General features: G+C 69.3%; 18 protein-coding genes and 1 pseudogene. 14 read left to right on the forward strand and 5 right to left on the reverse strand.

Annotated features, from left to right (window positions below; genetic code table 11):
- Positions 1 to 13 precede the first annotated feature (13 nt).
- Both ftsH and folE read left to right on the forward strand, forming a co-directional pair.
- Positions 14 to 2,182 (forward strand): ATP-dependent zinc metalloprotease FtsH, encoded by a 2,169-nt coding sequence (gene ftsH, locus EJL01_RS10645; RefSeq protein WP_125107630.1) that lies wholly within the window; start codon positions 14 to 16, stop codon positions 2,180 to 2,182.
- On the forward strand, positions 2,173 to 2,811 hold the full coding sequence (folE, locus tag EJL01_RS10650; protein ID WP_235988308.1) for a GTP cyclohydrolase I: 639 nt from the start codon (positions 2,173 to 2,175) through the stop codon (positions 2,809 to 2,811). Before ftsH ends, folE begins: the two co-directional genes overlap by 10 nt.
- Positions 2,812 to 3,163: 352 nt before the next feature.
- On the opposite strand, the gene EJL01_RS10655 is transcribed toward folE, so the two are convergent.
- Positions 3,164 to 4,672 carry a purine-cytosine permease family protein gene (locus EJL01_RS10655; RefSeq protein WP_125107631.1) on the reverse strand — a complete coding sequence of 503 codons (1,509 nt, stop codon included), beginning with the start codon at positions 4,670 to 4,672 and terminating at the stop codon, positions 3,164 to 3,166.
- 160 nt (positions 4,673 to 4,832) lie between these two features.
- Between EJL01_RS10655 and folP the strand changes: the two genes are divergently transcribed.
- The 3 genes from folP to EJL01_RS10670 are packed head-to-tail and all read left to right on the forward strand — an operon-like array spanning position 4,833 to position 7,398.
- Positions 4,833 to 5,720, forward strand: coding sequence for a dihydropteroate synthase (folP, locus tag EJL01_RS10660; RefSeq protein WP_125107632.1), 888 nt, complete (start codon positions 4,833 to 4,835; stop codon positions 5,718 to 5,720).
- A complete protein-coding gene (gene folK, locus EJL01_RS10665) occupies positions 5,717 to 6,859 on the forward strand; it encodes a 2-amino-4-hydroxy-6-hydroxymethyldihydropteridine diphosphokinase (RefSeq protein WP_241209205.1) in 1,143 nt (380 codons plus the stop codon). The genes folP and folK overlap by 4 nt, the downstream gene beginning before the upstream one ends.
- Positions 6,856 to 7,398 (forward strand): DUF3180 domain-containing protein, encoded by a 543-nt coding sequence (locus EJL01_RS10670; protein WP_125107633.1) that lies wholly within the window; start codon positions 6,856 to 6,858, stop codon positions 7,396 to 7,398. The genes folK and EJL01_RS10670 overlap by 4 nt, the downstream gene beginning before the upstream one ends.
- A gap of 264 nt (positions 7,399 to 7,662) precedes the next feature.
- On the opposite strand, the gene EJL01_RS13125 is transcribed toward EJL01_RS10670, so the two are convergent.
- Both EJL01_RS13125 and EJL01_RS10680 read right to left on the reverse strand, forming a co-directional pair.
- Positions 7,663 to 7,815, reverse strand: coding sequence for a hypothetical protein (locus tag EJL01_RS13125; protein WP_193127991.1), 153 nt, complete (start codon positions 7,813 to 7,815; stop codon positions 7,663 to 7,665).
- Between the two features lie 308 nt (positions 7,816 to 8,123).
- A complete protein-coding gene (locus EJL01_RS10680) occupies positions 8,124 to 8,810 on the reverse strand; it encodes a hypothetical protein (RefSeq protein WP_125107634.1) in 687 nt (228 codons plus the stop codon).
- A 269-nt stretch (positions 8,811 to 9,079) separates the two neighbouring features.
- Between EJL01_RS10680 and EJL01_RS10685 the strand changes: the two genes are divergently transcribed.
- From EJL01_RS10685 to EJL01_RS10705, 5 genes are all read left to right on the forward strand, one after another.
- Entirely contained in the window at positions 9,080 to 9,562 is a 483-nt protein-coding gene (locus EJL01_RS10685; RefSeq protein ID WP_125107635.1) for a PH domain-containing protein, read from the forward strand.
- A complete protein-coding gene (locus EJL01_RS10690; RefSeq protein ID WP_125107636.1) occupies positions 9,562 to 11,898 on the forward strand; it encodes a PH domain-containing protein in 2,337 nt (778 codons plus the stop codon). Before EJL01_RS10685 ends, EJL01_RS10690 begins: the two co-directional genes overlap by 1 nt.
- Positions 11,899 to 12,042: 144 nt before the next feature.
- Positions 12,043 to 13,011, forward strand: a complete 969-nt coding sequence (locus EJL01_RS10695) for a MerR family transcriptional regulator (RefSeq protein WP_125107637.1) — start codon at positions 12,043 to 12,045, stop codon at positions 13,009 to 13,011.
- On the forward strand, positions 13,008 to 13,358 hold the full coding sequence (locus EJL01_RS10700; protein ID WP_125107638.1) for an antibiotic biosynthesis monooxygenase family protein: 351 nt from the start codon (positions 13,008 to 13,010) through the stop codon (positions 13,356 to 13,358). Before EJL01_RS10695 ends, EJL01_RS10700 begins: the two co-directional genes overlap by 4 nt.
- A 44-nt stretch (positions 13,359 to 13,402) precedes the next feature.
- Complete coding sequence (locus EJL01_RS10705) at positions 13,403 to 14,299, forward strand: dihydrodipicolinate synthase family protein (protein ID WP_125107639.1); 897 nt, start codon at positions 13,403 to 13,405, stop codon at positions 14,297 to 14,299.
- A gap of 37 nt (positions 14,300 to 14,336) precedes the next feature.
- On the opposite strand, the pseudogene EJL01_RS10710 reads toward EJL01_RS10705, so the two are convergent.
- Positions 14,337 to 14,957: pseudogene (locus EJL01_RS10710) on the reverse strand (LCP family protein); the annotation flags it as partial.
- Between the two features lie 18 nt (positions 14,958 to 14,975).
- Positions 14,976 to 15,377 (reverse strand): LCP family glycopolymer transferase, encoded by a 402-nt coding sequence (locus tag EJL01_RS10715; protein ID WP_125107641.1) that lies wholly within the window; start codon positions 15,375 to 15,377, stop codon positions 14,976 to 14,978.
- A gap of 62 nt (positions 15,378 to 15,439) precedes the next feature.
- Here EJL01_RS10715 and EJL01_RS10720 point away from each other — a divergent pair, with 62 nt between their 5' ends.
- From EJL01_RS10720 to EJL01_RS10735, 4 genes are all read left to right on the forward strand, one after another.
- Positions 15,440 to 16,693: a glycosyltransferase family 4 protein gene (locus EJL01_RS10720; protein ID WP_125107642.1), complete on the forward strand. Its 1,254-nt coding sequence runs from the start codon at positions 15,440 to 15,442 to the stop codon at positions 16,691 to 16,693.
- Positions 16,656 to 18,410 (forward strand): serine hydrolase domain-containing protein, encoded by a 1,755-nt coding sequence (locus EJL01_RS10725; RefSeq protein ID WP_125107643.1) that lies wholly within the window; start codon positions 16,656 to 16,658, stop codon positions 18,408 to 18,410. Before EJL01_RS10720 ends, EJL01_RS10725 begins: the two co-directional genes overlap by 38 nt.
- A gap of 67 nt (positions 18,411 to 18,477) precedes the next feature.
- On the forward strand, positions 18,478 to 18,936 hold the full coding sequence (locus EJL01_RS10730; protein ID WP_125107644.1) for a MerR family transcriptional regulator: 459 nt from the start codon (positions 18,478 to 18,480) through the stop codon (positions 18,934 to 18,936).
- The gene (locus tag EJL01_RS10735; RefSeq protein ID WP_125107645.1) at positions 18,933 to 19,952 is read left to right on the forward strand and encodes an aldo/keto reductase; all 1,020 of its coding nucleotides are present in this window, start codon (positions 18,933 to 18,935) and stop codon (positions 19,950 to 19,952) included. The genes EJL01_RS10730 and EJL01_RS10735 overlap by 4 nt, the downstream gene beginning before the upstream one ends.
- The last annotated feature ends 84 nt before the right edge of the window (positions 19,953 to 20,036 follow it).

Here is a 20,036-nt window from a genome sequence, read left to right on the forward strand (position 1 = left end):
TTCGCTCGCGCGCATGAAAACCTTGAAGAAACTCCTGAAGAGCCCGATCACGATTGTGCTGCTCGCGGTGATCGTGATCGGAATCGGCTTCAGCCTGATCAACCAGCAGGGCAACACTGAGGTCACGACGCAGCAGGGTCTCGAGATCCTGAACAAGGACAAACTCAAGACCGTCACCATCGTTCAGGGTGACAACCGGGTCAACATCGAGTTCGCCGAGGCCGACGAAGAGTACGGCCAGCAGGCGCACTTCTACTTCGTGGATGCGCGGGCCGAGGCGGTTGTCGGCGCGGTCGACGACGCGAACATCGCCGAGAACTACAACGACGAAGTGCCCGGGCCGAACTGGTTCAGCACCGCACTCTCGCTGCTGCTGCCGCTCGTGCTCATCGGTTTCTTCGTTTGGCTGATGCTGTCGAGCATGCAGGGCGGCGGCGCAGGCGGCATGATGAAGTTCGGCAAGTCGAAGGCGAAGCTCGTCAATAAGGAAGACCCGCAGGTCACCTTTGCCGACGTTGCCGGCGCGAACGAGGCGCTCGAGGAGCTCGCCGAGATCAAGGACTTCCTGAAGGAGCCCGACAAGTTCCTCGCGGTCGGCGCGAAGATTCCGAAGGGCGTGCTGCTCTACGGCCCTCCCGGCACGGGTAAGACGCTGCTCGCGAAGGCCGTCGCGGGTGAGGCGGGTACGCCGTTCTACTCGATCTCGGGTTCCGACTTCGTCGAGATGTTCGTCGGCGTGGGTGCCTCGCGCGTGCGCGACCTGTTCGAGCAGGCGAAGCAGAACGCCCCCGCCATCATCTTCATCGACGAGATCGACGCGGTCGGCCGCCAGCGCGGCGTCGGCATGGGCGGCGGCAACGACGAGCGCGAGCAGACGCTCAACCAGTTGCTCGTCGAGATGGACGGCTTCGACGCGACGACGAACGTCATTCTCATCGCGGCGACGAACCGCCCGGATGTGCTCGACCCGGCCCTGCTGCGCCCCGGCCGCTTTGACCGCCAGATCGGCGTCGACGCCCCCGACCTCGAGGGCCGCCGCAAGATCCTCGAGGTGCACTCGAAGGGCAAGCCGATCGCGAAGGACGTCGACCTCTCGGTCGTCGCCCGCAAGACCCCCGGCTTCACGGGTGCCGACCTCGCGAACGTGCTCAACGAGGCCGCGCTGCTCACGGCCCGCCTCGGCGCGCAGATCGTCGACGCGCGCGCGATCGACGAGGCGATCGACCGCGTCATCGCGGGCCCACAGCGCCGCAGCCGCGTCATGAACGACCAGGAAAAGCTGATTACGGCGTACCACGAGGGCGGCCACGCCATTGCGGCGGCGGCCCTGCGCCACACCGACCCGGTAACGAAGATCACGATCTTGCCGCGCGGCCGCGCCCTCGGCTACACCATGGTCGTGCCGCTTGAAGACAAGTACTCGGTGACCCGCAACGAACTGCTCGACCAGCTCACCTACGCCATGGGTGGCCGCATCGCCGAAGAGCTCGTGTTCCACGACCCGACGACCGGCGCATCCAACGACATCGAGAAGGCCACGAAGACGGCCCGCAAGATGGTCACCGAATACGGCATGTCGAACACCGTCGGTGCGATCAAGCTCGGCGACAACGAGGGCGAGTCGCCGTACTCGCGCTCGCAGGGCGCGCCCTACTCCGACACGACCGCCCTCGTCGTCGACCGCGAGGTGCAGGGGCTCCTCGAGCAGGCGCAGCAGGAGGCCTGGTGGGTGCTCACGAACAACCGTGACGTGCTCGACCGCCTCGCCGCCGAACTGCTTGACGTCGAGACGATCGGCCACGAGCGCCTCGCCGAGATCTTCGCGGGCATCGTCAAGCTGCCCGAACGCGCGCAGTGGCTCTCGAGCCCAGAGCGCCCCGTGAGCTCGCGCCCGCCAGTGCAGCTCAAGCCGCACCTTCCTGCGAGTGGTGAAGAGGAGCCTTCGAGTCACGCGTCGGGGTCTGGTGAAGATGGGGCTGGCGCTGGTCAGCCCGGTGGCGACCACACGCCCGGCGGTGCTGGCGAGCCCGATGGTGGCGCGCATCCCGGTGGTGTGCCGCAGCCCGGATTCGGGGGCGACAAGCCCGGCGTGACCGACGTGCATCCTGGCCTCGACCGGCCCGAACCTGGCTCGGGTCTTGACAACCCCGAGGGCCCGACGCGCCCCGGCGCATGGTCGTAACGATGGCGGTGGATGCGCAGCGCGCGCAGGCGGCCGTGCGAGACTTCCTCGCCGCATGCGGCCTTGACCCCGATTCGGCGCAGTTCGCGCGGACGCCTGCGCGGGTCGCCGCCGCGGCAGCCGAACTGTTTGCGGGAGTTAACGTTGACGCGGTCGCGCCGCTAATTGAGGGCCGCATCTCGCTCGACGAGCCCGACGCGGCGCCGTCGGTTGAGCGCCTTGAGGCGGTCGAGTCGGGGCAGCCGGTGCTGCTGCGGAACATCCGTTTTCGCTCGGTCTGTGAGCACCACCTGCTGCCGTTCGACGGCTGGGTGCAGCTCGCGTACCTGCCCGGCGACTCGATCATCGGGTTCGGCCGGCTGTACGACCTCGTCGAGACGCTGTCGAGCGCGCCGACGCTGCAGGAGCGGCTCGGCGACGAGCTCGTCGACGCGATCATGACCGGCCTCGATGCCCGCGGCGCCATCGCCGTGCTCGAGGCGCGGCAGGGATGCGTCGCTGACCGCGGGCCGCGCCAGAGCGACTCCGAGACGGTTACGCTCGCGACCCGCGGCGCGTTCAACAACCCGGATGCTCGGGCCGAAGTGCTGCGGCTCATCGCCCTGGGTGCCTCCGACCGCGACGACTAGGGGAGCGCGCCGCTTGCGGCGCCGAGGGAGCCGCGGCGCTTGGCGCCGCTCCTGCTTCCCTCGCGGCGCCTAGTGTCCCCGGAATCCCACTTTTCGCGTTGAAAGTGGGATTCAGAGGACACTTTGCTTCGTGGGTCGCGATTACGCCGAGGGCGGCCGCTGCCTAGTGTCCTCAACGTCCCACTTTTCGCGTTAGAAGTGGGATGTTGGGGACACCTTGCGCCGTTGCTCACGGTCGCGCTTCGAACGACCACTGCCGAGTGTCCCCGAGATCCCACTTTTCGCGCGAAAACTGGGATCTCGGGGAAAGCCTGCGCGGCGGCCGCAGCAACGTGTGCCCACCCGCGAAGCCTCAGCCAGCATCCGCTTCCTGCCGGCGGATCTTGCCGCGACGGCCAACCCACGCGACCACGAACGACAGCACGAGCGCGAAAAACACCCCGAGGTTGGCGTAGGCCCAGTCGCCATCGCGACCGCCGACCATCCAGAGCAGGTAACCCTGCCAGTTGTTCCATGCGGCGTCCTCGGCAAACGAGTTCACGACGAAGCCCCAGCCGATCACCGAGGCGACGACCATCGTGCCGATCGACAGCCAGTCCCACGAACCGTACCGGCCGCGCGCGTCAAACAGCGCGGCGTCGTCGTAGTCGCGGCGCCGCGTCAGAATGTCGGCGATGAGGATGCCCGCCCACGACGCCAGCGGCACGCCGAGCGTGATCAAGAAGCTCTGGAACGGCCCGAGGAAGTCGGTCGCGAAGAACACGACGTAGATCGTGCCGGCGGTCAGAATCACGCCGTCGATCGCGGCGGCCGAGGGGCGGGGGATGCGGATGCCCAGGCTGAGCAGCGTCAGCCCCGACGAGTAGATGCCGAGCACGGCCCCCGACACGAGCGCGAGCACGGCGGTGAGCAAGAACGGGATGAGCACCCAGGTCGGCAGGATGGCCGCGAGTGCGCCGATCGGGTCGCCCGCGATCGCCTCGTTGAGCGCGGGGTCGGAGCCGGCGAGCAGCACGCCGAAGACGACGAGCACGACGGGCGCGACCGAGCCGCCGAAGGTGTTCCAGAACACGATCTTGCTGTCGGGGGTATCGCGTCGCTGGTAGCGCGACCAGTCGGCGGCGATGTTGATCCAGCCGAGGCCGAAGCCGGTCATCACCATGACGAGTGCGCCGATGACCTGGCCGAGGCTGCCGCCCTCGAGCGCTGAGACGGCCGCAAAGTCGATGTGCGAGAACGCGAGGATTGCGTAGAGCATCGTGACGGCGCCGGTGATCCAGGTGAGGATCGACTGCAGCCGCATGATCACGTGGTAGCCGAGCACCGACGCGGCGACGATCAGCGCCGCGACCACGACGGTGGCGATGATCTGCACGACCACGCCGCCGTCGCCGCCGAGCTGCGTGATCACGGTCGACGTCGCGAGCACGGCCATGATCGCGAGGAACGTCTCCCAACCGATCGACGTCAGCCACGAGATGATGCCGGGCACCTTCTGTCCATGCACGCCGAACGCGGCGCGGCTGAGCACCATGGTCGGCGCCGAGCCGCGCTTGCCCGCGATCGCGATGAGGCCGCAGAGGAAGAACGACACGACGATACCGATGATCGCAACCGCCGTTGCCTGCCAGAACGAGATGCCGAAGCCGAGAATGAACGAGCCGTACGACATGCCAAACACCGACACGTTCGCGGCAAACCACGGCCAGAACAGATCAGACGGCTTCGCGGTGCGCTGCGACGGGTCGACGACGTCGATGCCCTGCCGCTCGATGAGTCCCGCGGATGCGGTGCTCGCGCCGGCGTCAGCGCCGCGGCTGGGGGAGTGGCCCGACGACTCGGGAGATGTCTGCGTCGACATGGCGGCCTTTCGTTGGGGAGTCTTTTCGGCATCCTATGTGGCCTCGGGCCCGCCGGTGCGCCGATGTCGCCCGATTATCTCTGGCCGTCGGCAGCGGACGCCGCGCCACACGCCCAAACTGACCCAAGCGGCGCACGAGAGAGTGCGGGACAATATCGACATGAGCGAATTGCGTCTGTCCGCGGAAGTCACCATCGACCCGAGCACGACCGAGATCATGGGCGTGCTCAACGTCACGCCCGACTCGTTCAGCGACGGCGGCACCCTCGACTTCGAGAGCGCCGACGCGCGCACCGCATCCGCGCTCGAACGCGCCTATCGGCTCGTGGCGCAGGGCGCGACGATCATCGATGTCGGCGGCGAATCGACCCGACCCGGCGCCGAGCGCGTGCCGCAGGACGAAGAGCTCGCGCGTGTGCTGCCGGTGGTGCAGCAGCTCGTCGCCGACGGCATCCCGGTTTCGGTCGACACGATGTACGCCGACACCGCCGCGGCCTGCCTCGACGCGGGCGACGTCATCATCAACGACGTCTCGGGTGGACGCGCCGACGAGCGGATGCTCGAGGTCGTCGCCGAGCGCGGCGCGCGGTTCGTGTTGAGCCACTGGCGCGGGCACAGCGTCGTCATGAACGACCTCGCCGACTACGACGACACCGCCACCGAGGTGCTCGCTGAGTTGCAGCAGATGCGCGACCGCGCCGTCGCGGCGGGCATCGCGCCTGAGCGCATCATCCTCGACCCGGGTCTCGGGTTCGCGAAGGATCACGACGACAACTGGGCCGTGCTCAACCACCTGCACGAACTGCAGCGGCTCGGGCATCCGGTGCTTGTCGGGGTGAGCCGCAAGCGCTTCATCGGACAGCTGCTGCCGGCGGAGGCGCCCGTCGCCGCCCGCGACCTGCCGACCGCGGTCGTGTCGGCCCTCTGCGCCGAGCGTGGTGTGTGGGGCGTGCGGGTGCACAACGTCGCCGCGACCCGAGTCGCCATCGACACGGTCTCGGCCTGGCAGAACGGTGCCGACCTGCGCGAGCAAGGAGCCGAGCAGTGACTGAGCGGGATGCTGGCCTCGGCCGGGATGCGCAGCAACAGCCGGCCGCGGACATGACGCGGGCCTCGGCCGCTGCGCCGGATGCGCGCGAGGAGTCGGCCGCGAACGCGGCGACCGGGGGAGCTACTCCCAGCACCCCGGCCGCGAATGAGCCCACCGCATTCGCGACTCCGCACATCCACCCGGCGGAGGCCGCGATCCAGCTCACGCCGAACCGGCCGGGCCCGGCCGCGCATCCGGCGCTGCCCGCCCCCGAGCTCGACCGCATCGTCATCGACCGGCTGCACGTGCATGGCCGTCACGGCGTCTTCGCGCACGAGCGCGCGAACGGCCAGGACTTCTACATCGACGCCGAGGTCTGGATCGACACGCGCGCGGCCGCCGCATCCGACGAGATCGAGCAGACGGTGCACTACGGCCACCTCATGCGCGCGCTCTACGAGGTCGCGATGCAGGAGCCGGTTGACCTGCTCGAGACCCTCGCCGAGCGGCTCGCGGCGGTGACGTTCGCGTTCCCCGGCCCGCAGGCCGTGCGCATCACGGTGCACAAGCCGCAGGCGCCGGTGAAGCTGCGCTTCGACGACGTGATGATTTCAATTTTGCGGTACCGACCCGAGGGCGCGCAGCCCGTCGAGGCGCGACGCCCGAGCGCCCGCGCGATCATCGCGCTCGGCTCGAACCTGGGCGACCGCGAGGCGATGATCCGCGACGCGTTCGAAGAGATCGAGGATCTCGACGGTGTCTGGCCGCACCTGCGCTCGAGCCTCTATGAGACGCCGGCGCTCACGACGCACGGCATCGACGAGTCGGCGCCGGCGTACCTCAACGCGGTGATCGCGGTGCACACGAGCCTCGAGCCGCACGAGCTGCTCGACCGGCTGCAGCAGATCGAAACCGGGCACGGCCGCGTGCGCGCCGAGCGGTGGGGGAGTCGCACGCTCGACCTCGACATCATCGAGCACGGCGGACTGCAGCTGCACGATGCGACGCTTGAGCTGCCGCATCCGCGCGCGTTTGAGCGGGCCTTCGTGCTCGCGCCCTGGACCGAGATCGAGCCCGAGGCGTCGCTGCCCGGCCGCGGCCCGATTCGCGAACTGCTCGCGAACGCCGCCGACCGAGTCGAGAGGTACCGCGGATGACCCGCACCAACCCCTGGCACCTCGTCCTGCTCTTCGTCGCGGCCGGCGTCGTCGTCTGGGCCCTGCAGGTTTGGCTCACGTCGGGCGGCTCGGCGACGATCGTGCCGTCGTTGCCGTTCGGCATCACGCTGCTGCTCATCGGTATCGTCACGATCGTGCTCGCGTGGCCGGTGCGCCGGTACACGCAGGCGCTGCGCAAAGCGCAGGATTCGACTGACCGTCGGCGCGATGACGTCGAGGACGACCGCCCCGAGTGGCGCGAGGTGTCGCGTAAGCGGGTCGATCCGCAGCGCGCGATGCTTGCGCTTGCGCTCGCGAAGGCGTCGAGCCTCGGCGGCAGCATTTTCGCCGGCGGATGCTTGGCCACGGTGTTGTGGCTCGCCTCGCGCACCGTCGTGGGCGCCGGAATGCCGTTGGCAATCGTGTCGCTCGTGTGCGCCGTCGCGCTGCTGGTCGCGGGTCTCGTTGCCGAAAACTGGTGCGCCCTCCCGCCCGACGACAGCGAGCCCGCGGGCGACTCGGTCCCCTCCGCCGGCTAACCCGGTCACGCGTCGGATTTCCCGACGTGGGGAGGGGCTGAGGGAGATCTCCCTCAGCCCCTCCCCACGTTGGGAAATCCACCGCGTTTCGGTGGCAACTGCGCCCGGCGGGTCGAGCCTGTCTCGCTCGGGGCCGCGGTAAGGCACTCCGTCGCCCCGAAGCGAGGCAGGCAGTTGAGTGGTCACTTTTTGTAGTTCTGGCGCCGCCAGAACTACAAAAAGTGACCACTCAACTGCCTGGGCGGGGGCGTCTTGGGTGGGTTGTTAGGTGGTGGACGTCGGGTAGATGCACGCAGGGGTGGCATCGTGCGTTGCGTCGGGTAAGACATCGGCGTCATCGGCATCAGCGATGACGTGCGAAACGCGCATATCGGCCGGCTCGAGCGACGCCTCTTTGCCGCTGCGGCTGGCGAGCACGAGGCTCGATCGTCGCAGCGTGCGAGGCGGTGGCAGGCCAGCGGCCGCGACATTCTCGTCGTCATCGTCACTTGGCCCGCAGTTTTTGGCACGTTGCCGATGAGCCGCAACAGCCCGAGCCTCGACTCGTTGCCCAGGCCCTCGACTCGTTGCCGAGAGCTTTGAACAGGTGTGTTGCATCGGTCAGGTCAGGTTCCCGGCGCGCGTCACTCAGGGCCGCAACCTAGAAACAAATGCAGCATGCCGATGTCGAACGAGCGTCGCCCTCGTATCCCTGGGGCGGGTGCGGTGAGCGGCCCGTGTGCCCGCTAGCTGACGGCGTCGGTCACGGTGTCATCGGGACTTGCGGCGTTCGAGTCGGCGTCACCTTCGCTGTCGGGCGTCGACGGGTCGGTCGGCGACTCGCCGCTCGAGTCGCCGTTGCCGGATGTGTCGCCGGGGCCGCCGGTGTTCGTCTCGCCGCCACCGCCGGCAGTGCCGTCGGTCGACCCGTTCGTGTCAGTCGAAACCGGCACGCAGGTGCCGTTCGCGTCGAGCTGCAGCCCGTCAGCGCAAGGCTCGAAGTCGCCGCCGGTGCCACCCGAGCCGCTGCCGCCTGACCCAGACCCGCCTGACCCAGCCCCACCCGTCCCAGATCCACTCGCATTCGGGTCAATCGGAACCTCGGGGCTGTCGTTTTCCGGCTTCGGCGCCTGCGGCAGCGACTCGGTCGGCACAGGCGTGCGCGTCGCCGGCCGCGACGGCGTCGGGCTCTGCGACTTGTCGGGCGTCTCGCTCAGCGACGGCGTCGATGTCGGTGATTCGGTCGCCATCGGAGCCTGCCCGCCCTGCTGCAGCATCATCGCAAGCGCGCCACCAGCGACCACCAGGGCGACCGCTACGATACCCACGACGAGCAGGTTGCGCGGCTGACGCATCCAGGCCGAAAACCGCGCGAACGCGCCGGGCCCTGCCTCTTCGAGCAGTCCGCCATAGTCGTTAAGGGGCTGGGTCACTGGGGTGTTGCCGTTCTCTAGAGCAGGCGCAGACTCTGCGTATTCACTGCATTATCGCAGGACAATTGCGGTATGGGCATCACCAGAAGGTAGCCACGTTGTATTCAACACGGGTCACACCAGTACCACCAGGCCCAGTTTGTGCCCGGCGGTCAACAACTCGCGCGAGCCGCTACCGAGCATCCATCGCAGGCATGATTCCGGCGCCGCGGAGCCGCGCGGGTAGCTAGGCTTTCCCGGGACACCGCACCCGAGGTCGAGAGGCACCAATGCAATTCCCCGATACGCCCGGCATTCAATGGCGCAGGATTTCGCCGAAGCTCGCGTTCCGCACCTTGGTCGGCGCCATCATCTGGCTGGTGATCTTCGTGGGCGTCACGATCGGCCTCTCCCTCATTCCTGGCCCGTTCCCGTGGTGGATCATCGGTGCTGTCTTCGTCGTCATCGCGGCCATCGAGATTCCGATGTCGTTCATCCGCGTGCGCAGCATCGGCTACGCCCTGCGCGAGGATGACCTCGTCTTCAAGCGCGGCGTCATCGCCAAACGCCTCGTCGCGGTGCCGTACGGCCGTCTCCAGGTGATCGACGTGAGCCGCGGCCTGCTCGACCGCATGCTCGGCATCGCGTCGCTCACCACCGTCACCGCCGCGGCGTCGACGAACGTGAGCATCCCGGGCCTCACCCCTACCGAGGCCGACGAACTGCGCGACCACCTCATCCGCGTCGCCGAAACGCGACGGGCTGGTCTGTAATGGCAGACGAGTTCGAGCAGGAGCGGCCACCGGCGCCCACCGGGGGCCAGGATGCGCAGGCTCAGGCCGGGGGCCAGGGCCAGGATGCGTCGGGTCGGGCCGGGCAGCAACCCGCGGATGCGCAGGGCCAGTTTGGTCAGCACCAGCAGCAGTACCCGGCGCACCAGCCGTTCGGGCAGCAGCCCGGGCCGCAATACGGGCAGACGCCCGGGCGGCCGACGTTCCAGCAGGCACCGAACGGGCAGCCCGCGGGGCAGCAGGTCCACGGGCAGCAGCCTTCGCAGTCACGCCAGGGATTCGGCCAGCAACGGGGCAACCCGCAGCAGCAGCCGGGTCAGCCGCAGCAACAGGGCTTCGGCCAGTACCCGGGTCAGTCGCAGCATCCGCAGCAGGGCCAGCCCCAACAGCACCAGCAGGGCTACCCCCAGCAGTTCCCACCACAGGCCCCTGGGCGCGGCGACGACCTCGCCGACGGACACTGGCACCGACTGCATCCGGCCACCCTATGGATCAACATCGTCGGCGGCATTTTCGCGTTCTTCTGGGCCGGCATCGTGCTGCTCATGAGCTTCCTGCCCGCCGTGGCAGAGGACGGCCTGCCTGGCTTTGTCATCATGCTGACGCTGGTTGGCGTGTTTGTCGTGTTTGTGCTCGCGATCCTCGGCACGTGGCTCGGTTACCGCAACACCGAGTTCCGGCTCACCGACGAGGTCTTCGAACTGCGCAAGGGCGTGCTGAATAAGTCGAACCGCCAGGTGCGCTTCGATCGCCTCCAGTCGGTCAACCTCAACCGCCCGGTGTTCGCGCGCATCTTCAACCTCACCGACGTTGAGACGTCGGGCGCGGGCGACAAAGCCGGCTTCTCGCTGAAGTACCTCAACGCCGACCAGGCGAACGGGCTGCGCGCCGAGCTTCTGCGCCGCGCATCCGGCGCCAAGAAGCGCCAGACCGAGCGTCGCCATCAGCTCGCCGAGCAGGCGGCGGCCCCCGCATCCCAGGCCCCAGGCCAGTTCGGTGGACCCGCAGCGCCGGGCATCCCTGGCTCCCCGATGCAACCGGGCGCGACCCCGCCGCCGGCCCCGCGCCGCGGCCAGCTCAGCGCCTTCGTTGACCGCGCGGTCGAGGACTTCGCCGGGCCCGAACTCAGCCCAGAAATGGTCGCCGAACAGTCGGTCGTGCGCGTGAAGCCCGCCCGCATGGCCGCGACCGCGGCGCTCGGCGGCGTACTCGCGGCGGCGATCCTCCTCGTCGCGAGCATCATCGGCTACGTCGTCGTGCGCGGCATCCTCGGGGCGGCCCTGCCCAGAGACGTGCCGTTCGGCTTTGACGTCGCCTGGCTGTTCGGTTCGGTCGGCACGATCGGCTTCATCCTGTTCATCACCCTCGTCTCGGCGGGCAGCACCGCGCTCGGCAACATGCAGTACACGATCGCGGGCACGCCCGACGGTTTGCGCATCGGCCGCGGCATCCTCAGCCAGACGAACGACACGCTGCCGCCGGGGCGCATCCACGCGATTGAGGTGCGGCAGCCGGTGCTGTGGAAGCCGTTCAAGTGGTACTCGATTCGCGTCAACCGTGCGGATGTGCGGACGGGTTCCTCGCAGCAGGAGCAGCAGAACGCACTGCAGCGCTTCATCGTGCTGCCAGTCGGCACGCGCGACGAGGTCGAGCGCGTGCTGCAGCTCGTCATGCCGATGCACATGAACCCGCGCACCGCGCAGCTGCTCGAGTCGGGCTTCAAGGGCGGCCGCAACCGCGAGTTCACGCCGGCGCCGATGCGCGCGTGGTGGCTGCACCCGTTCAGCATTCGCTTCATCGGCGGGGCCATCGACGGCGGACTCGTCTACATTCGCACCGGTTGGCTCACTCGGTCGATCGCGATGGTGCCGGGCGAGCGCATCCAGTCGGTGACCTCGCGCACCTCGCTGCTCGAGCGGATGTCGGGCGTCGGCAACGTGCGCATCGACACCGTTGCCGGGCCGATTCACCCGATCCTCCCGGCCGTGTCGGGCGAGCTGCTCAACGGGCTGCACGAAGAGCTCTCGAAGCTCGCGATCCGCGCGGCGAAGGACGACACCTCGCACCGCTGGTTCGAGGCGCAGGCCCGCGCGACGGTGGCGGCCGCGCACATGCACGCCGCGGATGCGCGCCGCACTGGCCGCGCCCTCGACCCGCAGACCCAGCGCGTGCTGGCCGCCGAAGAGGCGTGGCGCCGCGAGCAGCAGGCCGCGGCGGGTAGCGCGGGTTCGGCACCCGGTGCAGGTTCGACGCCGGGCGCGGGTTCGGCCCCGAGCCAAGGCCGACCCCCGCAGCCCCCGGCCGGACCGCGCCCGTAACCAGCGCATCCGCCCAGCCGCAGCCATTAGCGCCGCGGCGAGCCATCAGCCGTAGACCGCTACTGCCTCGCCGCGGCGCTAATTGCTTCCCGCAAGTTGACTCTGCCCCTGGGGTCAAGGTTTACCTTGGCTGTGGAGGTTGAGATGCGTATTGGAGAACTCGCGCAGCGCGCCGGCGCCACGGTGAAGGCGGTGCGGTACTACGAGCAAATCGGCCTGATCACGCCCGACCGCGAGCACAACGGCTACCGCACGTTCGGCGAGCACCACGTGCAGGCGGTGCAAGAGATCCGCAAACTCGCGGCGCTCGGCATAGCCCCCGCCCGCGCCACGCCGTTTCTCGAGTGCCTCGACGCGGGCCACGAGCACGGCGACGAATGCGTCAGCTCGCTCGCGGTCTATCGCGACGCGATCGCCGAGATCGACGGCGTCCTGGCCGAGCTCACGCGGCGCCGCAACGACCTGCAGACGCGGCTCAACGAGAGCGCGGCCCGAACGTTCAGCGACCACCACGAGGCAAAGGAGCCCGACGTGACCGACTACACCATCCTGCCCGACGGCCTGCCGGTGCCCGATGACGACGGCGCGGCCGCCCACCTGCCGGGCCTCAAGCTGCCGCCGCTCACGTTGCCCACGAGCGACGGCGAACAGCTGCGCCTCGACCAGCCGATTCCGGGTCGCGTCGTGATCTACCTCTATCCGCTCACCGGCCGCCCCGGCGTCGACCTGCCCGAGGGCTGGGATGCGATTCCCGGCGCGCGCGGCTGCTCGACCGAGGCCTGCAACTTCCGCGACCACTTCACCGAGCTGCGCGACGCCGGCGTCACCCGCGTGTTCGGCCTCTCGAGCCAAGACGCCGACTACCAGGCCGAGGTCGTCGACCGCCTGCGCCTGCCGTTCCCAATGCTCTCTGACGAAGCGTTCGCGCTCGGCGACGCCCTGCACCTGCCGACCTTCGCGGCAGAGGGCCACGACCGCCTCTACAGTCGCCTCACGCTCATCGTCACCAACGGCGTCGTCGAGCACGTCTTCTACCCGATCTTCCCACCGAACACCCACGCGCAGCAGGTGCTTGCCTGGCTGCACGAGAACCCGCGAAAGGACGCCGAGTGACCACCGCATCCACCCCGAAATACAGCTCGACGTTCATTTTCGAGACGGGCGAGCTCACCGACGAGTTTCACCGCATCGACGGCGAGATCGCCCGCCGAGCGCGCGAGATCCCCGGATTCCTCGGCGAGGAGGCCTGGCACAACGAAGAGACCGGGCTCTACTCGGAGGTCTACTACTGGGCTGACATGGATGCGCTGAAGCAGCTCGTCGGCATGGACACCCACCAGCTCGCGAAACGCCGACACGGCGAGTGGCTCGGCGAGTACCGCGTCGTCATCGCCGAGGTGCAGTCGGTCTACGGCAACCCGACGCTCGGCATCGAGCACGCCCCGACGCCGGGCTCGTAGCCCGCCTAGTATCCAACCCACCGCCTACCCCTCAGGAGATCACCGTGTTCACTGGCCTCAACGCGTTTCCGCTCACCCCGCTCGCCGACGACCGCGTCGACGAGCGCGCCTTCGCCGGCCTCGTCGATCGCCTCGCGGCCGCGGGCGTGGATGCGATCACCGCGCTGGGATCGACCGGCTCGTACGCGTACCTTTCGGTTGAAGAGCGCGCCCGGGTCGCGCAGCTGGCCGTGCAGCACGCTGGCGAGACCCCGGTCGCGGTCGGCGTCGGCGCGCTACGCACTTCGGATGTGCTGAAGAACGTCGAGAATGCGGCGCGGGCCGGCGCGCAGGCGGTGTTGCTCGCCCCGATGACGTACCAGCCGCTCACACACGACGACGTGTTTGAGCTGTTCCGCGCCGTGACCGACGCGAGCGAACTGCCGGTCGTCGTCTACGACAATCCCGGCACCACACACTTCACCTTCACGACCGAGCTCTACGGCCGCATCGCGCAGCTGCCGGGTATCGCGTCGATCAAGATCCCCGGCGTGCCGGGCGACCTCGCGGCGGTGCGAGCCCGCGTCGCCGAGATCCGCGCCGGCATTCCCGAGCACGTCACCATCGGCATCTCGGGCGACGCGTTCGCCGCGACCGGACTCAGCGCCGGTTGCGACGTCTGGTACTCGGTGATCGGCGGAACGCTGCCCAAGCCCGCGCTCGCGATCACCCGCGCGGCCCTCGCCGGCGACGCGACCGGAGCATCCGCCGCCTCAGAGCGACTCGCGCCGCTGTGGCAGCTGTTCGCCGAACTCGGCGGCAGCCTGCGCGTGGTCGCGGCGATCGCCGAGCACCTCGGTCTCGCGCCGGAGCGCAGCCTGCCGCTGCCCATTCAGGGCCTGGATGCGGCGCAGCGCGAGCGCGTCTGGCACGTCGTGCAGACGCTCGGCCTCGACGCCTGACCCATCGGCCGGCCGCCAACGTCACGCAAGCAGAGAATTACCGCGCGGGTGGGTCGTAGCCGGCGAGGGTGTCGTCGGCGAAGTGCTGCTGCACGGTGGGCAACTCGGCGTCGTTGACGTAGACGACCGACTGGCCGCCCTCATCGCCGGTACCGCTCGTCGGCAGCGTGAACGACGTGATGTCGCTGCTCTTGACCGACGCCATGCTCGTGCCGAGCTCAACCATGGTGTTCACGGTCAGCTCGGAGTCGCGCGCAATGTACGGCACCACCGAGTTCAACAGCGAGTTCAGCGTGATCGGGTTCGTCAGCACGTCGCGGCTCAGCATCTTGTCGGCGACGGCCTTCAAGAACAGCTGCTGGTTCTCGACGCGCTGGTAGTCGCCGTCGGTGAACGCGTACCGCTCGCGCACGAACGCGAGCGCCCGGTCACCCGAGAGCGTGATCTGCCCGGCGGGGAAGTGCTCGTTCGTCGGCGAGCCCGAGGTGAACTCGGTCGGGTTGTTCACGGACACGCCGCCGAGCGCGTCGGTGATGTCCTTGAACCCCTCGAAGTCGACCATCATGACGTGGTCGATGCGCTGGTCAATGATGCCCTCCACGGTCTGGATCACGAGCGGCACGCCGTACGCCATCGCCGCATTGATCTTGTTCATGCTGTAGCCCGGAACGTCGACCTACGAGTCGCGCATGATCGACATCATCTGCACGCCCGAGCGGTCGGCGGGGATGTGCGCCACGATCATCGTGTCGGCGCGCGACCCGGTGCCGTCGAGTTCGGTCGAGGTCTGGTCGTCGCGCGAGTCAGAGCCGAGCAGCAAGATGTTCATCGAGCCACTCGTGTTTTCGGTGGGGCGCACGGTCTCGTCGGGGAACGCATCCTGAATCGTCTCGGTGTTGCCCCAGCGCGCGTACACCGAGTCGATCGCGGCGCCGGCCGCGAGCACCAGCACGAGGAATACCGAGCCAATGGCAATCCAGACGTTGCGGCGACGGCGCTGTGCGCGGGTCCGCTGACGGGGCTCGGCGCGGTTCGCTTCCTCGTGTTCTATGACGGCAGTATCCCATGGTCGTTCCACGCCATGGTAGGCACCCCGTATTCTGAAACGACGAGCACTCGGGAGCGAAGAGGAGGGGATACGTGCGGGTTTTACTGCTGACCCACTATTTCGCCCCCGAAGACGGTGCCCCGCAGCGACGCTGGGGCGCGCTCACGCGAGAGTTCGTCGAGCGCGGGCACGAGGTCGCGGTGATCACCCCGCCGCCGCACTACCCGTCGGGCAAGCTTGCGAAACACTACCGCCGCACCTATCGCGCCGGCAGCCACATGACGACCGAGCACGGCGTCGAGGTATTCCGCAGCGGCTGGCTGCCGCACCGCGGCGACATCATCACGCGCACCTTCGACCACACGACGGCCGCCGCATCCACCGCCCGCCGCGCGGCGCAGCTCATCAAGAAGGACCGCATCCGCCCCGACATCATCGTCGCGACGGCCCCCGCCATCGAGACGATCTACGCCGGCAACTGGCTCGGCCGTAAGTTCAGCCTGCCCGTCATCACCGAGATGCGCGACGCCTGGCCCGACCTCGTCACCTACACGCCCGGTCTCGCGAACGGCCGCGGCCCGGTCGCGATGGTGAAGCGGCGCATCCACGAATCGGTCACGCGCGCGCAACTCTCGGCGGGGCAGGTCGTCACGACGACGAGCGCGTTCGCCGGCGTGCTCGAGGAGCGCGGTGTCGAACACCTCGAGATCATCCGCAACGGCACCGTGCCCGAAACCTACGAGCAAGTGCCGGCCCGCGACGCCGATCACCCCGAGCTGCGAGTGCTCTACATCGGCAACCTCGGACGCAGCCAGGGCCTCGACCTCATCATCCGCGCGGCCGCGATCCTGCGCCAGCAGGGCTATCGCCTCGCGGCGCGCATCGTGGGCGCGGGCCACGAGGCCCCGGCACTGCGGCAGCTCAACGCGCAACTCGGCGAGCCGGTCGAGATCCTCGACCGCGTGCCGCCGAACGAGGTGGTGCACCACTACGCCTGGGCCGACTCGACCATCGTTTCGCTGCGCGACTGGGAGCCGTTCCTCTGGACCATCCCCTCGAAGCTCTACGAGCTGCTTTCGACGGGGCGCCACATCACCGGCATCCTCGCGGGCGAGAGCGCAGGCATTCTGCTCGAGGCGCACGCCGGTACCGTCGTGCAGCCGGGCAACGTCAACGACCTCGTCGGCGTCTGGAAAGCCCTTATCGAACAGCCCGAGCGCCTCGAGATCGGCGACACTGGCCAGCAGTGGGCGCGCGAACACGTTGCGTACTCGAGCCTCGCGACGCGCTATCTCGAGATTCTCGAGCGTGTGCTCGACGACCACGCCCCGGGTGCCCGTGCCTAGCCGGGTGCGCGCGCTCGCGGCGGCGGCGAGGCGGATGCTCGGCGCGGGCGGCCAGCGCTCGGGCCAGGATGCGCGCGACCCCGAACCGCGCCGGCTCGCGGCCATCCGCAAGTTCCACCGCCACGAGCAGCAGCTCAAGCCGGCGTACAAGCACTGGGGCTACAAGAACGTCTTCGCGAAGGGCTTCATCGGCATCCGCGGCGTTGAGCCCGAGCTACCGCGCGAGCGCTGGCAGCGGCTCACCCTCGACGACTGGCACTTCGCCATCGACCCCGACCTCGAGCATCGGCAGGCGGTGGGGGAGCGCTGCGCCGTGCTGATCCTCGGCCATGCCTTCGCCCCGGCGACGGATGCGCCCGGCGGCACGGCCCGCAGCGACGCGGATGCTCGGCGCGCGACGGTGGCCAGTCGCCGCGACGCCGTGGCCGGCAATCTCGTCGCCGCCGCCCGCGCTGATCTGGCGGCCGGCGCATCCCGCACCCGTGTCGACGAACTCGTCACGTGGCTCTCGGGCCGCTTCGTCGCATTCGTGCTGCGCGGCGAGGAGCTCGACGTCTACGGCGACCCGATGGCGACGCGCGCCTGCTACTACCTCGACCAGGGCAACATCCGCGTCGCGGCGCCTGTAACCGCACCCGCCCCGAGCGACGGCCCGTTCGCCCACACGACTACCATCCCGCATCCGAACTTGCCGGGCAGCGCGCAAACGCCCGAGCACCTCCGTGCCCTCGCGCCGGCCGTCGCCTCGCACACCGCGCTGCTCGCCGATCTCGTCGCCGCCGCCGCCCGCACGAGCCAGCTGCCCGGACGCGGCGAGTTCGCGTACTCGAACCTCGGCGCGGCGCTCCTCGGCCACGCCCTCGCCCGCGCGACCGGCGCCGAGGACTGGGCCGCCCTCGTGCAGGACCGGCTGCTCGACCCGCTCGGCATGGCCGACACGCGAATCGACCTCGCCTCGCCGGCGCCCGACGTCCTGCAGCCGCACCAGGCGAACGGCCGGGTGAACGAGCCCTGGAACGGCGCGGGGTACGCGCCCGCAGGCCTCGGCGTCACCACCACGGCCGACGACCTCGTCCGCTATGCGACGGCCATCCTCGACGGCACCGCCCCGGGTCTCGACGCGCTCGGCGAGCGGTGGCCCACGAACATGGGCGAACTCCGAGTCGGCCTCGCATGGATGGACGCCGGCGGGATCACGTGGCACAACGGCGGCACCGGCGGCACGCGCACGATGCTCGCGATCGACCGCGAGGCGGGTGCCGCCGCGATCGTGCTCACGAACACCGAGCACGACGTCACCGGCGCGGGCCTCGTCCTCCTCGGTGCCGACGCGGCGGCGCTGCCCGGCCCGCCTCCGATCGACCCCGACACGATCGGCTGGGTCGTCGCGGGCCTGCTCGCGGTGGGGCTCTTCGGCTGGGGCGCCGTGCGCAGCCGCAGCCGGGTGCGCCTCATCGGGCAGGGGCTCGGCGCGGTCGGCTCGCTCCTCATCTGGGGCATCGCCGCGCCCTGGTACTGGGCGCCGCTGCGGCTGTTCGGCCTCGTCGTCGGTCTTACGATCGCCTCGATCATCGTCGCCGTGCGCCGCTGGCGGGAGCTGCCGTGGTGGCCGGAGCGCCGCCGCTGGGCCGCGGCGACCCTCGCCATCGCCGGGGTGCTGTGGTTCGTGTTCACGGTCGCCGTGTCGATCTGGGTGCTCGTGCTGCTCCTCGGGTGATCGCCGGCGCAGAACCGGCACCGGATTCCTTGCGTTCGAGCGCGCTCGAAGCCGTAGCGTCATGGCCATGACGACCGATCTCGAGCGGGCCCTCCGGCTCGCCACCGACCCGCCGGGCGGGGTGTCGATCGAGGCCCTGCAAGGGCTCACCCTGGACGACCCGTCGACATGGTGGGACATCGCCACGACCGCCGAACACCTCGGGGTGACGGCCCACACCCTGCGCTACTACGAGCGCATCGAGCTCGTCGACGTGCCCCGCGACCGGGCCGGCCACCGACGCTACGACGCGCGCGCGATCCGCCGTCTCGTCTTCATCACCCGGATGCGGACGGCCGGAATGCCGATCTCCGACCTCCAACACTACCTCCTCCTCGTCGACGCCGGGCCGCAGACCGTCTCCGAGCGCCTCGACCTCATGCTCGAGCACCGCGACACCCTGCGTCGCCGGATCGGCGAGCTTCAGCTCGCTCTCGCCGCCACCGAGTACAAGATCGCCACCTATGCGGAAGGACCCACCCCATGACCACGCTCGGGACGCTCACGACTTCCCCCATCGGCTTCGGATGCATGGCCCTGAGCCACATCTACGGCGGCACCACCGACGACGAAGCCCGTCGCACGCTCGACGAATCGATCGACGCCGGCATCACGTTCCTCGATACCGCCGACGTGTACGGGAAGCCGGTCGAGGGGCGCAGCGGACCTGCAGGCACGAACGAGGAGATGCTCGCGCCGTTGCTCGCCCGACGCCGCTCCGACGTCCAATTGGCGACGAAGTTCGGCATCACCGGCATCACGCTCGGCGAGGGCCATCGAGGAGCGAAGTCGACCGACGGCCGGCCCGAATACGTCGTCGACGCCTGCGACGCGTCGCTCCGACGACTCGGGGTCGACACGATCGACCTCTACTACCTGCACCGCGCCGACCCGGACGTGCCGATCGAGGAGACCGTCGGCGCGATGGCCGCCCTCGTCGCCGCGGGCAAGGTGCACCACCTCGGGCTCTCCGAAGTCACCGCCGACGAAGTGCGCCGCGCCCACGCGACCGCGCCGATCGCCGCGGTCCAGTCCGAATGGAGCCTGTGGTCGCGCGACGTCGAACGTCACGTGGTGCCGACCTGCGCCGAGCTCGGGATCGGGTTCGTCCCGTACAGTCCGCTCGGACGCGGATTCCTGACGGGGATGCTCTCACCCGAGCAGATCGCGACCGATTTCCGCGGCCGCACCGAGCGCATGGGCACCGGATGGGACGCGAACCAGCGGGCCGTCGCCACGATCTCCGAAGTCGCCTCGGAGATCGGCGCCACGAACGCGCAGGTGGCGCTCGGATGGCTCCTTCGGAAGGCGGAACAGATCGGCGTCGGCTGCGTACCCATCCCGGGCTCCCGCCGGTCCGCTCGGATGCGGGAGAACCTCGGCGCCTGCGACGTGAGCTTCACGGACGACCAGTTGCACCGCCTCGATTCGATCGCCGAGGGCGTCCACGGCGGCCGCAACGTCACCGATGATCCTCGCTGGATCAGCTCCGGGCGGGAGTAGCGGAGCGGGCTCGCATCCGCATCCCAGTGGAGCGCCGTAGGCTCGCGGCACGTTGAGGACAGGTCCGTCGGCACCGTCCACGAG

This window comes from Gulosibacter massiliensis, assembly GCF_900626105.1.
Taxonomy (GTDB): Bacteria; Actinomycetota; Actinomycetes; order Actinomycetales; family Microbacteriaceae; genus Gulosibacter; species Gulosibacter sediminis.